We start from the raw sequence: 14,219 nt of genomic DNA, 5'->3' as shown, positions 1-14,219 counted from the left end.
GACTAGAGCTCCAGCTTGTCGATCATGGGTTGGGTGATGAGGCAGACGCCGCCCTCCGACCGGCGGAAGCGCTTGGCATCGAGCACCGGATCCTCGCCGACGACGAGGCCTTCCGGAATGACGACGCCCCGGTCGATGACGACGTTCCTGAGGTTCGCATGGCGGCCGATCAGGACGTTGGGCAGCACGACGGCGCCTTCGAGGCGGGAATAGGAATTGGCGCGCACGCCGGTGAAGAGGAGGCTTCGGTGCAGCGTCGAGCCGGAGATGATGCAATCGCCCGAGACGAGCGAGGAGATCGCCGAGCCGCGGCGGTTCTCGTCGTCATGCACGAACTTTGCCGGCGGCTTGATCTCGGCGAAGGTCCAGATCGGCCAGGAGCCGTCGTAGATGTCGAGTTCCGGGGTGATGTCGGTGAGGTCGATATTGGCCTGCCAATAGGCATCGACCGTGCCGACGTCGCGCCAGTAGGCCTCGCGCTCGAAATCCGAACGCACGCAGGAGGCGGTGAAGCGATGGGCGACGGCTTTGCCGTGCTCGACGATATAGGGGATGATGTCCTTGCCGAAGTCGCGGCTCGACGTCGGGTCTGCGGCGTCGCGGCGCAGGAGGTCCATCAGGAACTTGGTGTGGAAGACATAGATGCCCATGGAGGCGAGCGCCATGTCGGGATTGCCGGGAATGGCCGGCGGGTCGGCCGGCTTTTCCACGAAGGCGATGATCTGGTCCTTGTCGTCGACATGCATGACGCCGAAGCCGGTCGCCTCCATGCGCGGCACTTCCAGGCAGCCGATGGTGACCTGCGCGCCGGAATCGACGTGCTGCTGGAGCATCAGCTCATAGTCCATCTTGTAGATATGGTCGCCGGCGAGGATGACCATGTATTCGACGCCGTAGTCCTCGATGATGTCGATGTTCTGGTAGACGGCGTCGGCGGTGCCCTCGTACCACTGCGTTTCGGACACGCGCTGGCTGGCGGGCAGGATGTCGAAGCTCTCGTTGCGCTCGGGCCGGAAGAAGTTCCAGCCGCGCTGCAGGTGGCGGATCAGCGAATGCGCCTTGTACTGGGTGGCGACGCCGATGCGGCGGATGCCGGAATTCAGCGCATTGGAGAGGGCGAAATCGATGATGCGCGCCTTGCCGCCGAAATAGACGGCGGGCTTGGCGCGCCGGTCGGTCAGTTCCTTGAGGCGGCTGCCGCGGCCCCCCGCCAGAACATAGGCCATCGCGTCACGGGCGAGGGGTTGAATCCGCTTTTGCTCCATAGTGTCCTCCCGACAGTCGAAATTATGCGTCCAGCTCGAGCATCAGCGTCGCCAGGGGCGGCAGGGTGATCGTGGCTGCTATTCTTCCATTTGCGTTTTTCTTGGCCTGCACGGCGCCGCCATTGCCTTTGCCGCTGCCGCCGTAGATCTCGGCGTCGGTGTTGAGGATTTCCCGCCAGCGGCCCTCCACCGGCAGCGGGACCCCGTAGTTCTCGCGGTAGACGGGGGTGAAGTTGGTGACGACGGCGATCGGCTTCTCGCCCGGTGCCTTGCGCAGCCAGGCGAAGACGGAATTCTCCCGGTCGTCGGCGATCAGCCATTCGAAGCCGTCGCCCTCGCAGTCGCGCGCATGCAGCGCCGCCTTGCGGCGGTAGGTGCCGTTGAGATCCCGCACCAGCCGGCGCATGCCCTCGTGCAGCGGATATTCGAGCAGGTTCCAGTCGAGGGCGCGCGCCTCGCTCCATTCCTGCCATTGCGCGAATTCCTGGCCCATGAAGAGCAGCTTCTTGCCGGGATAGCCCCACATGAAGCCGTAATAGGCGCGCAGGTTCGCGAATTTCTGCCAGTCGTCGCCCGCCATCTTGGCGATCAGCGAGCCCTTGCCGTGCACGACCTCGTCATGGCTGAGCGGCAGAACGAAGTTCTCCGTGAAGGCATAGATGAGGCCGAAGGTCATGTCGTTGTGGTGGAACTTGCGGTGTACCGGCTCGCGCGACAGGTACTGCAGCGTGTCGTGCATGAAGCCCATGTTCCACTTGAAGCCGAAGCCGAGGCCGCCGTCGTGCACCGGCGCCGAAACCTTCGGCCAGGAGGTCGATTCCTCCGCGATGGTCAGGATGCCGGGATGGGCGGCATAGACATGGCTGTTCATCGATTGCAGGAAGCGCACGGCCTCCAGGTTCTCGTTGCCGCCATATTCGTTCGGCACCCACTCGCCGTGCTTGCGCGAATAGTCGAGATAGAGCATCGAGGCGACCGCATCGACGCGCAGGCCGTCGAGATGGAACTTTTCCGCCCAGTAGAGCGCGTTGTTGATGAGGTAGGCCAGAACCTCCGCGCGGCCGAAATTGTAGATCGCGGTGTTCCAGTCCGGGTGAAAGCCTTGCCGCGGGTCCTCGTGCTCGTAGAGCGCGGTGCCGTCGAAATGGCGCAGGCCGTGCGCATCGGTCGGAAAATGCGCCGGCACCCAGTCGAGGATGACGCCGATGCCCACCTTGTGGCAGCCGTTGACGAAGCGGGCAAAACCTTCCGGCTCGCCGAAGCGGGCGGTCGGCGAATAGAGGCCGGTCGTCTGGTAGCCCCAGGAGGGGTCGAAGGGGTATTCGGTGATCGGCAGGAACTCGATATGGGTGAAGCCCATGTCGACGCAATAGGGGATCAGACGGCTCGCCAGCTCGTCCCAGGTGAGGAAGTCGCCATTGTCGTTCTTCTGCCAGGAGCCGGCATGCACCTCGTAGATCGAGATCGGCTGGCGGCGGGCGTCGGCTGCGGCCCAGTGCGCAAGGTGCGCCGCGTCTTCCCAGGTCTGGTCGATCGGCCCTGTCGTCATGGAGGCGTTGGCGGGGCGCAGCTCCGAGCGGCGGGCAAAGGGGTCGGCCTTCAGCGGCAGGACCTCGCCGTTGATGCCGACGATCTCGTATTTGTAGGCGTGGCCGATGGTGATGCCGGGCAGGAAGATTTCCCAGATGCCGGTGTCGCGGCGCAGCCGCATCGCATTCAGCCGGCCGTCCCAATTGTTGAAATTGCCGACGATGGAGACCCGCTTGGCATTCGGCGCCCAGACGGCGAAGTGGAACCCCTCGATGCCGTCGAGCGTCATCGGATGGGCGCCGAGCTTGTCGAAGAGGCGAAGGTGCGAACCCTCGCGGATGTAGTAGTCGTCCATCGGGCCGAGCACCGGGCCGAAGGAATAGGGGTCGATCACCACCCACTCGCCGCCGACATTTCTGGCGCGGTAGCGGATCGGCTGGAGCTTCTTGACGGAGACCTCGCCGGCGAAGATGCCGGCCGGATCGACCTGCGTCAGCTCGCCGATCTCCTTGCCGGAGAGCGTCTCGGCGGTTACCTCAGCCGCGCCGGGCAGGAAGCAGCGGGCGACATAGCCCTCGCCGGCCGCATGCAGGCCGAGCACGGCGAACGGGTCCCAGTGCCGGCTCTCCAAGATCGCGTCGATGTCCGCCTTCGCCAGAAGCTCTGACGGCCCACCCGTCGTGCCTGTTTTTGGCGATGCGGTCATCAAGCTCTCCAGATTTCCTTGGCGTATTGGCGGATGGTGCGGTCGGACGAGAACCAGCCCATGCGGGCCGTGTTGCGGATGGTCTTGGAGTACCAGGATGCCTTGTCGGTCCAGATGGCGTCGACATCGCGCTGGGCCTTGGCATAGGCGTCGAAATCGGCCGCCACCATGAACCAGTCGTGATTGTAGAGACCGTCGACGAGACCGGCGAAACGGTTGCGGTCATCGGGCGAGAAGACGCCCGAGGAGATCGCGGCGAGCGCCTGCGACAGCTCCTTCGACTGCTCGATGATGGCGCGCGGATTGTGCCCCTCGGCCCTGACCTTCGCCACTTCCTCCGCCGTCATGCCGAAGATCACGATGTTCTCCTCGCCCACATGGTCGCGCATCTCGACATTGGCCCCGTCGAGCGTGCCGATTGTCAGCGCCCCGTTCAACGCGAACTTCATGTTGCCGGTTCCGGACGCTTCCATGCCGGCGGTGGAAATCTGTTCCGAGAGGTCGGCGGCAGGCACCATGATCTCGGCGAGCGAGACATTGTAGTTCGGTACGAAGACGACCTTGAGCAGGCCGCGCACGGCCGGATCGTTGTTGATCACCTTGGCCACGTCGTTGGCGAGCTTGATGATCAGCTTGGCATTGTGGTAGCTCGGCGCCGCCTTGCCCGCGAAGAGTTTTACGCGGGGGACCCAGTCGAGTTCGGGATGCGAGCGGATCTGGTCGTAGAGCGCCACGGCCTCGATGATGTTGAGCAGCTGGCGCTTGTATTCGTGGATGCGCTTGATCTGGATGTCGAACATCGCGGCGGGGTCGATCCTCACGCCCATGCGGCTGCCGACGAGATTGGCGAGGCGGTTCTTGTTCTCCCGCTTGATCGCCGCGAAACGCTCCTGGAAATCCCGGTTGTCGGCGAAGGCGTCGAGTGCCTTCAGCGCTTCGGCGTCGTCCATGAAGGCATCGCCGATCGCTTCGCGGATCAGGTTGAAGAGACCCGGATTGCACTGCATCAGCCAGCGGCGCGGCGTAATGCCGTTGGTCTTGTTGTTGATGCGGTCCGGATAGAGATTGTGCAGGTCGGCGAAGACCGTTTCCTTCATCAATTCGGTATGCAGCGCCGAGACGCCGTTGATCGAGTGCGAGCCGACGAAGGCGAGGTTGCCCATGCGCACGCGCCGCTCGCCCGATTCCTCGATCAGCGAGATGTTGCGGATGCGCTGGTCCTCGAAACCCTTCTCCTTGCGCGCCTCGACGAGGATCTTGGCGTTGATCGCGTAGACGATCTGCATGTGGCGCGGCAGCAGCCGCTCGAGCAGAGGCACGGGCCAGCTTTCCAGCGCTTCCGGCAGCAGCGTGTGGTTGGTGTAGGAGAAGGTGCGGTGGGCGATGTCCCAGGCGACGTCGAACGCGATGCCGTGCACGTCGGTGAGCAGGCGCACCAGTTCGGCGACGGAAATGGCCGGATGCGTATCGTTGAGCTGGATCGCCACGGCATCCGGCAGCGAGGAGAAATCCGGATATTGCTGGAGATGACGACGCAGGATGTCCTGCAGCGAGGCGGAGCAGAAGAAGAACTCCTGCCTGAGGCGAAGCTCCTGGCCGGCGGAGGTGGCGTCGGCCGGGTAGAGGACGCGCGTCAGGCTTTCCGCCTTGTTGCTCTCGCGCAGCGCGCCGATATGGTCGCCGGCATTGAAGGCGTCGAGCAGGATCGGATCGATCGGGTTGGCGGCCCACAGGCGCAGCGTGTTGACGCGCTTGGCCCGCCAGCCGACGGCCGGCGTGTCATAGGCCGTCGCGATGACGCGCTCGGCCGGCTTCCAGACGAAGCGCTGCTTGTCCTCGCCGATATTGATCGTCTCGACGGAGCCACCGAAGCCGATCTCGTAGGAGCTCTCGCGCCGCTCGAATTCCCAGGGATTGCCGTGGGCGAGCCAGGTTTCCGGCAGCTCCACCTGCCAGCCGTCCGCCATCTGCTGGCGGAAGAGACCGTGCACGTAGCGGATGCCGTAGCCATAGGCCGGCACATCGACGGTCGCCATGCTCTCCATGAAACAGGCGGCAAGGCGCCCGAGACCGCCATTGCCGAGGGCGGCATCGGGCTCCAGCTCGGCGATGATGTCGAGATCGACGCCGAGCGAGGCGAGCGCGTGGCGCATCTCGTCCATGATGCCGATATTCGTCATGGCGTCGCGCATCAGGCGGCCGATGAGGAATTCGAGCGAGAGGTAATAGACCCGCTTCGCACCCGTCGAATAGGTCCGGCGGGTGGAATCCATCCACTTGTCGGTGATGCGGTCACGCGCCACAAGGATGGCCGCCGTCAGCCAGTCATGCGGCTTGGCGACTTTCGGGTCCTTGCCGATACGGTATTTGAGGCGCTCCAGGAGTTCCGTCGCGAGCTGTTCGCGATCCGACGATCGGAGGGCCGGGGCGAGATCGTTGTTGGTAACCCGGTTCATCATCGGCGAACTTTGCCCCCTCGCATTCTGTGCGTCTGTTCTCGCGAAAGTCGCGTTTAAATCAATTTATGCATCTATCCGAAGCGCTTGCAACATGCTTTTCAAGAAGGGCCGCATGCATTTTCGACATGCCTGAAACACGTTGAATATGCTAAAAAACCCGCTGTGCCGGCACAGCGGGTTCGTTGTCGGAAGGGCTTTTGTGCTTAACGGGTCAAGCGGGACACAACTGCCGATGCGCGTTCGCCGATGGCCTTGAACGCAGCGACCAGCTCGTCCATGCGCTCTGCGGCGAAGTAGTTCTCCGGCGAGCTCACGCAGGCCTGCAGCAGCTGCTGGCCGCGGGTCGGCGCCATGAAGGCCACGCCATAAACGACCATTCCGGCGGCTTTTGCCTTGGTGCAGGTTTGCTTCGTCGTGGTGTCGTCGGCGGTGTAGTTGTTGTTACCGTCCGTCATCAGGATGATGTACTTGGTCGGTACCTGGCCGTTTTTCTTCTTGTGCTCGGTGTTTTCAGTCGATGCGTTGAGCTTGTTGTAGGCTGCGGCCATGGCGTCGCTGGAACTCGTCCCGCCGCCGGCGGAGAGGGCGTTGACCTGGGTGAGCGACGCCGCCGTGCCCCAGGCGAGGTTGTAGGCCGTCGACATTTCAATATTGTACGACACCGTTCCTGTTCGCACGAACTTCGTACTCGGGTCGGCAGCATTGAGCTGGGTGAAGAGGCTTGCCGCCGCCAGCTTCAATGCTTCGATCTTCTTGATGTAGCAGGGGCTGATCGGGTTGTTCTTTATCAGCCGTCCAGTGTCGTCATATTGATAGCAGCTGTTGACGGAGGTGTTCTTCTCCGTGGTGTTCGCGAGCATCGAGCCGGATTTGTCCAGGACGAGATACATCGAAAGCGCGTTCTTGGATTCGGTCGCGCTCTCGGCGAAGCTCTTTGTCGTCAGCGTCGCTGATTCCTGGCCGAGCAGCCGGGTAAAGGGCGTGAAGTAAATCTTTCGGCTGGACGTCACTTCGATCTTGAAGGACTTGCCGGTTCCCGCTGTCGCTTCTTCGGTTATGAGCACTTCGCTGTTGGCGCCGATATCGGCAGCGTCATCGTCCCCGGACGGATCCTTTTCGCTACCGTCCACGGCGGCGCCGCCCGCCATTTGCGTTTTGATGAACGACAAGGCCAGGAGCTTGGCGTCCGAGGCCAGCATGCCGTCATTGGCCATGGCGGAGGCCGCGGCAAGTGCGGCCGCGTCGGTGGCGTCCTGCAGTTCGGCCTTCGCCAGCACCATGCTGGTCAGGTCCATGGCGACACCGCCGGCTGCCAGCATGACCGGGAAGACGAGCGCCGTCATCATGCCGAAATTGCCACCGCGGTCACGCCGGAGGCGGGAGATCCAAGTCTTTCTTTCCGTGTTCTTCGTCATGAGAATTCACCCACCATCTTCATAATGTGGGGCGACGCTAGCAGCGAAGTGTTATTTAACGGTTCGGGCGCGTGGTATAGTTTTCGTAAAATTGCGCGGACCCTGAAAATCCGGCCTTTCCGGCTGTTTCCAAACGGGATTTCATGCCGTCTGGCGCACCGGGATGACGTCGACGGCCTGGTTCGTCTTGTGCTGGCCGTAGCCCTTCAGGACGCCGATGACGGGGGCGACGTCGGCATAGTCGCGACCACAGGCGACGACGATATGGTCGGTGCCGGCGGGGATGTTGTTGGTCGGGTCGAGTTCCATCCAGCCGTTCACCCGGCCGCACCAGTAGCGCACCCAGGCATGCATCGCGTCCGCCCCCTCCAGCCGTTCCTTGCCCGGCGGCGGAATGGTGCGAAGGAACCCGCTGACATAACCGGCGGGGATGCCGAGGCTGCGCAGCGCCACGATCATCACATGGCTGAAATCCTGGCAGACGCCGCGTTTCAGCTTGAAGGCCTCGCGTGGGGTCGTGTCGACATTGGTGGCCTTCGGGTCGTAGGTGAAGTCCTTGTGGATGCGCGCGCAGATGGCCGTCGCGATGGCCCGGATCGTCATGTCCGGTTTGACGATGGACCGGGCGTATTCGGCAATTTCAGGGCAGTCCTTCAGCCGCGGGCTCGGCCCTGTATAGTGGTGCGGCGAGCCGGCATCGAGCGACCAGTAGTTCGCGATATCCTCCGGCAGGTCCGCGACGCGCGGGGAGAAGTCGGCGGCCGGCTCCGGCATGTCGACATGCACGCGCGCCTGCATGCGGATGTCGAGCCGCTCATGCGCGTTGCGGAAGAGGATGGCGCTCATCGGATTTTCGAAGAAGTCGGTGTGGTCGACCCGCTCACCGGGGCTTGGTGTGACGCCGACCGTGCCGGCAATCAGCCGCTGGCGCCCGCCGATCGACAGCGGCAGCACGCGCACGATATGCCGCCCGCCGGAAACCGGCGTGTCGTAGAGGTAGCTGATATGGAGGTTGACGTCGTAGAGCATGGTTTCGGCGCCTCCCCCTCGCTCAGCTCAGATAGGTTTGCGCAAGAATGTCGGACAGCTTCTCGAGTTCCGTCTCGAAGCGCTTGTAGACCGCGTCCGTCATCGTTTCCGGCGTCATCACCGCGAGCCCCGCATGCAGCCGCATCGCCTCGCGGTAGAAGGGCGACATCTGGCCGTTGGCATAGGCGTTCGGCAGCTGCTCGACTTCGTTCTTGATCTCGTTCAGCTGGTAGAGGATCGAGCGCGGGTTGAGCGGGTCGAGCGCGAGGAGGTCCGTGACCGTGAGGCGCGCGGTCGCGACATTGTAGCGGCGGCGATGGGTCATGACGCTGTCGCCGATCTCCAGGAGCATGTCGAGCGCGCCGTCGGGCGCATCCTCGCCGGACATGTGGCCGAGCAGGCGCGTCATGTGCAGGCCGCGTTCGAGATAGCGGCCGATGGAGAGGAAACGCCAGCCTGTGAAGCGGTACATGTTCTCGTGCACGAGACCGGCGAAGCCCGCGAGCTTGCGCAACAGGACGGTCATGGCGCGCGTCGCGTCGTCGCCGGCCTGGACATTGACATGGAAACGGCGGGCTGTCTTCGACAGGTCGTTCAGCGCCAGCCAGCCATCCGGCGAGAAACGGTCGCGGATATTGCTGGCGGAGAAGACCGCGCTGTCGATGTTGCGGATGAGGCTCGTCGGCACGGCCTCCGACGTGTCGATGTCGAGCGCTTCCAGATAGTCGGTGACGTCCTTCAGCAGCGGCTGCCCGGGATTGGCATATTCGGCGTAGCGGCCGTGCCAGGCGCGCAGGATGCGCAAGGCGCCTTCCGCCCGCTCGATGTAGCGGCCGAGCCAGAAAAGGTTGTCGGCCGCGCGGCTCGGCAGGCTGCCGGGCATGTTGCGGATGAAGACCTCTTCGGCGGGCAGCAGCGAGGTGCGCTCGACGGGCTTCTGGCTGACGATCCAGACATCGGCGGCCGAGCCGCCTTTCTGCATGGCGATGGCCGCCACATTGTCGCCGGCGCCGATACGGGCGAAGCCGCCGGGCATGATCTGCCAGCCGTCGCGCGTGCGGGCGGCGAAGACGCGCAGCGACATCGGCCGCGGCACGAGCTTGCCGTCGACGAAGGCGGGCGTGGTGGAGAGCGTGACGGCCTCCTGGCCGACCAGCTTTGCGCCATCGCTCGCCAGCCACTCGGCAATCGATTGCTTGGCGGTGTCGCGCAGCGTCGATCCGAGTACGGACTGTTCGTTGTCGTCGAAGAAGGGGCGTGTCGAATAGGCTGGGCCGATGACCATGCGCTCGATATGGGCCGCGACGTGCTCCCGCTCGTCCTTCTGGCCGCACCACCAGGTGGCCACGGACGGCAGGAGCTGGTCCTCGCCGAGCAGCTGGCGACAGATGTTCGGCAGGAAGGCGAGGAAGGCACGGGTCTCGACGATGCCGGCGCCGAGCGCGTTGACGAAGGTGACGGAGCCGGCGCGCAGCGCCTCGACCATGCCGGGCGTGCCGATATGCGAGTTCTGGTTCAGTTCCAGCGGGTCGGCGAAGGCGGCGTCGAGCCGCCGCCACAGTACGCCGATGGGCTTGAGGCCTGCGACGGTGCGCACCATGACCCTGCCGCCGACGACCGTCAGGTCCTCGCCCTCCAGCAGCATGAAACCGAGATAGCGGGCGATATAGGCGTGTTCGAAATAAGTCTCGTTGGCAAGGCCCGGCGTCAGGACGGCGATGCGGTCCTCGGCCGATTTGTTGGCCTGCAGCGTGGTGCGGAAGGCGCCGAAGAAACCGGCGAGGCGGTGGACATGGGTTTCCGCATAGACGTCGGAGAAGGCGCGGGTCGTCGCCACGCGGTTCTCCAGCGCGAAGCCGGCGCCGGAGGGGGCCTGCGTGCGGTCGGAAAGCACCCACCAGTTGCCGTCAGGCCCGCGGCCGATCTCGAAGGAGACGAAATGCAGGAAATGCCGGCCGGCGGGATGCACGCCGACGAGCGGGCGCAGGAACTCGCTGTTGGAGGCAACAAGCGCGGGCGGCAGCAGGCCGTTCGCGACGAGCTCGTTCTTGCCATAGATGTCGGCGACGACGGCTTCCAGCAGCTCGGCGCGCTGGATGAGGCCGCGCGAGAGGGTTTCCCACTCGGCTTCGTCGATCAGCACCGGAATGTGCGAGAGCGGCCAGGCGCGGTCGCTGCCCGCCTCCTTGCCATAGGCGCGGTAGAAGACGCCGGCATCGCGCAGGTAGCGGTCGGCGCGGGCGAAGCGGCCGGCAAGGTCGGCCTCGTCCATGCGGCCGAGCGCGTTCAGGAAATGCCGCCAGACGGGGCGGACCACGCCCTCGGTGCCGACCATCTCGTCGGCCACGCCAGGAAACGGGGCGTAGATGCGTGCCGCCTCGGCCGTCCTGCGTTCCGCCTCCGCACTCGTGGTTTTCAATCCATTCACTCCTAACGGAGGTCAGATGCCGGGCGGCCGGCGCAGATCCAGCGTCAGCGGGAAATCCGCCGACGGTGTTTCCGGCCACAGCGTATAGCCGCCCGTCCTGTGCCCCCAGGGCTCGAACCGCGCCAGCCGGCGCGCCTCGGCCTCGTTGCCGTTGACCGGGAACGTGTCATAGTTGCGTCCACCCGGATGGGCAACGTGGTAAATGCATCCCCCGATCGCCCGCCGCGACCATGTATCATAAATGTCGAAAGTAAGCGGTGTGTTGACGGGCAGCACCGGATGCAGGCCCGAGGCCGGCTGCCAGGCCTTGTAGCGCACGCCCGCGACGGAAACGCCCTTCGTGCCGGTCTGCTTCAGCGGCAAGGGCCGGCCGTTGCAGGCAACGGTGTAGCGCTCCGGATTGGTGGTCTCCAGCTTCACCTGCAGCCGTTCGACGGACGAATCGACATAGCGCACGGTGCCGCCGATCGCGCCCTGTTCGCCCATGACATGCCAGGGTTCCAGCGCCTGGCGCACCTCAAGGCTCGCGCCTTCGTACTCGACCTCGCCGCAGAAGGGGAAGCGGAATTCGAGCTGGGCGGAAAACCATTCGGGCCTAAGGTCGAAGCCATTCGCCTTGAGGTCGGCGATGACGTCGAGAAAATCCTGCCAGACGTAATGCGGCAGCATGAAGCGGTCGTGCAGCGTGGTGCCCCAGCGCACGAAGCTCCCCTTGGCCGGGTTCAGCCAGAACCGGGCGATGAGCGCGCGGATCAGCAATTGCTGGGCAAGGCTCATGCGGGCGTTCGGCGGCATTTCGAAGCCGCGGAATTCGACGAGGCCGAGCCGGCCGGTCGGCCCGTCCGGCGAGAACAGCTTGTCGATGCAGATCTCCGAGCGATGCGTGTTGCCCGTGACGTCGGTCAGGAGGTTGCGGAACAACCGGTCGACGAGCCAGGGCAGCGGGGGAACGCCCTCGCCGGGCGCGGGCACCTGCGCGAGCGCGATCTCCAGCTCATAGAGCGAATCGTGCCGGGCCTCGTCGATGCGCGGGGCCTGGCTGGTCGGGCCGATGAAGAGGCCCGAGAACAGGTAGGAGAGCGAAGGATGGCGCTGCCAGTGCAGCACGAGGCTCTTCAGGAGGTCCGGGCGGCGCAGGAACGGGCTGTCGTTCGGGTTCCTACCGCCGACGACCACATGGTTGCCGCCGCCGGTGCCGGTGTGGCGGCCGTCGATCATGAACTTGTCGGCGCCGAGGCGGGACTGGCGCGCCTCCTCGTAGACGGCGCTGGTGATGTCGACGCAGTCCTGCCAGCCCGAGGCGGGATGGATGTTGACCTCGATGACGCCGGGATCGGGCGCGACGCGGATGACGTTGAGGCGCTCGTCCTGCGGCGGGGCGTAGCCTTCGATATGGACGGGCAGGCCGAGCCGGTCGGCCGCCCGCTCGGCGGCGGTCACGAGATCGAGATAGTCCTCGAGCCGCTCGACGGGCGGCATGAAGATCGAGAGCCGGCCGTCGCGCGCCTCGACGCTCATCGCCGTGCGCACCGCGCCGACGATTTCGCTGCGGACCTGCTCGATGCGGACCTGCCCGGCCTCGCTTGCCTGGAACGAGGCCGCGGCCATCGTGCGGCCGGGTTCGGAATAATCCGGCAGCGGCGGCTTGTCCTCGGAAGGGTCGGCCGGGTTGATGTAGGGGTAGCTGGAGGGCGAAAGATAGGGCAGGGCGCCGAGCGGCAGGCGGTAGCCGACAGGGCTGTCGCCGGGCACGAGAAAGATCTTGCCGCGGCGCGTGCGCCATCTTTCGCTGACCCAGCGCCGGTCGCCCGCGCGGGCATTCCACGCCTGGACCGGCAGGATATGGCCGGTCGGCGTGGTGAGGCCGCGTTCGAAGACGCGGGCGATGCGGCTGCGCTCTTCCGGATCTTCGAGCTTCGAGTTCGACGGATCGACATTTTCGGGAAGATTGCCTTCCTTGATGATCCATTCGGCGGGGTCTTCATAGGCCGGCTGCACCATGTCCGGCTCGATGCCGAGCTCCTCGGCGATGCCGGTGAGCACGGCCTTGGCATCGGCCTCCCCGACATCCGCATCACTGCCTTCTTCGGCGATCAGATCCGGATTCTGCCAGATCGGCCGACCGTCACGGCGCCAGTAGAGCGAGAAGGTCCAGCGCGGCAGGCTCTCGCCGGGATACCATTTGCCCTGGCCGTAATGCAGGAAGCCGCCGGGGGCGAAGCGCTGCCGCAGGCGACGGATCAGCTGGTCGGCCTTCTCCCGTTTGGTCGGGCCGACGGCGGCGGTGTTCCATTCGTCGGATTCGAAATCGTCGATGGAGACGAAGGTCGGCTCGCCGCCCATGGTGAGGCGGACGTCGTTTGCGGCGAGGACCGAATCCACCTCGTGGCCGAGCGCGTTCAGCGCCTCCCAGCTCTCGTCGGAAAAGGGTTTGGTGATGCGCGGATGCTCGGCGACGCGATCCACCGTCATGGCGAAGTCGAACTCGGTGTTCGCCACGCCGAAATAGCCGCCGGAAATGGGGGCGGCGTTGCGGTAGTGCGGGGTCGCGGCGAGGGGGATGTGGCTTTCGCCGGTCAAAAGGCCCGAGGTCGGGTCGAGGCCGATCCAGCCGGCGCCGGGAATATAGACCTCGCACCAGGCATGCAGGTCCGTGAAATCGACCTCGGTGCCGGAGGGGCCGTCGAGCGCCTTCAGGTCCGGGGTCAGCTGGATGAGATAGCCGGAGACGAAGCGGGCGGCAAAGCCGAGATTGCGCAGGATCTGCACGAGCAGCCAGCTCGAATCGCGGCAGGAGCCCCTTGCGGTCGTCAGCGTTTCCTCCGGCGTCTGCACGCCCGGCTCCATGCGGATGACGTAGCCCACCTGCTGCTGGAGACGCGCATTGAGGCCGACGGCCATGTCCACCGTGCGTTGGCGCGAGCGGTCGACGCCCGCCATGAAGGCCTCCAGCGCAGGCCCCATCGGCTCGGGCGTTCGGTAGATCTTCAGGTCTTCGCGTAGGTCCTCCGGATAGTCGAAGGGCCAGTGTTCCGCCTCCTCCTCCACGAAGAAGTCGAACGGATTGTAGACCGTCATGTCGGCGACGAGATCGACCTCGATCTTCAGTTCCGTGACCGGATCGGGGAAGACGTAGCGGGCGAGGTAGTTGCCGTAGGGATCCTGCTGGAGGTTCACGAAGTGGTTTTCCGGCGAGACCTTCAGCGAATGGCTGATGACCTTGGTCTTGGAATGTGCCGCCGGCTTCAGCCGGATGATCTGGGGTCCGAGACGGACCGGGTTGTCATATTTGTAATGGGTGAGGTGGTAGATACCGGCCTTGATCGACATGCGCTCTCTTGTTCCCCTCGGTGACGGTCTTCTGCCGCCATCGACGGGAGTTTGTGC

The 14,219-nt window shown here is 64.8% G+C and carries 7 protein-coding genes; all 7 read right to left on the bottom strand.

Annotation, left to right across the window (positions count from 1 at the left end; translation table 11 throughout):
• Window positions 1–2: 2 nt before the first annotated feature.
• The 7 genes from glgC to AABQ55_RS21800 all read right to left on the bottom strand — a co-directional run bounded on the left by glgC (window position 3) and on the right by AABQ55_RS21800 (window position 14,162).
• Window positions 3–1,265, bottom strand: a complete 1,263-nt coding sequence (gene glgC / locus AABQ55_RS21830) for a glucose-1-phosphate adenylyltransferase (RefSeq protein WP_244768254.1) — start codon at window positions 1,263–1,265, stop codon at window positions 3–5.
• A gap of 22 nt (window positions 1,266–1,287) precedes the next feature.
• Window positions 1,288–3,501 carry a 1,4-alpha-glucan branching protein GlgB gene (glgB, locus tag AABQ55_RS21825; protein WP_272806556.1) on the bottom strand — a complete coding sequence of 738 codons (2,214 nt, stop codon included), beginning with the start codon at window positions 3,499–3,501 and terminating at the stop codon, window positions 1,288–1,290.
• Window positions 3,501–5,960, bottom strand: coding sequence for a glycogen/starch/alpha-glucan phosphorylase (locus AABQ55_RS21820; protein WP_244768256.1), 2,460 nt, complete (start codon window positions 5,958–5,960; stop codon window positions 3,501–3,503). Before AABQ55_RS21820 ends, glgB begins: the two co-directional genes overlap by 1 nt.
• A 203-nt stretch (window positions 5,961–6,163) precedes the next feature.
• Window positions 6,164–7,375, bottom strand: a complete 1,212-nt coding sequence (locus tag AABQ55_RS21815; protein ID WP_272806555.1) for a vWA domain-containing protein — start codon at window positions 7,373–7,375, stop codon at window positions 6,164–6,166.
• A 141-nt stretch (window positions 7,376–7,516) separates the two neighbouring features.
• Window positions 7,517–8,404 (bottom strand): transglutaminase family protein, encoded by an 888-nt coding sequence (locus AABQ55_RS21810; protein ID WP_244768258.1) that lies wholly within the window; start codon window positions 8,402–8,404, stop codon window positions 7,517–7,519.
• A 22-nt stretch (window positions 8,405–8,426) separates the two neighbouring features.
• On the bottom strand, window positions 8,427–10,823 hold the full coding sequence (locus AABQ55_RS21805; RefSeq protein ID WP_443021130.1) for a circularly permuted type 2 ATP-grasp protein: 2,397 nt from the start codon (window positions 10,821–10,823) through the stop codon (window positions 8,427–8,429).
• Window positions 10,824–10,844: 21 nt separating this feature from the next.
• Window positions 10,845–14,162, bottom strand: coding sequence for a transglutaminase family protein (locus AABQ55_RS21800; RefSeq protein WP_272806554.1), 3,318 nt, complete (start codon window positions 14,160–14,162; stop codon window positions 10,845–10,847).
• Window positions 14,163–14,219 lie beyond the last annotated feature (57 nt).

The sequence above is a fragment of the Shinella sp. WSD5-1 genome (assembly GCF_963942435.1).
Lineage (GTDB): Bacteria > Pseudomonadota > Alphaproteobacteria > Rhizobiales > Rhizobiaceae > Shinella > Shinella yambaruensis.
The sequence above is the reverse complement of the archived record's forward strand: the minus strand, read 5'-3'. Positions and strand labels throughout refer to the sequence as shown.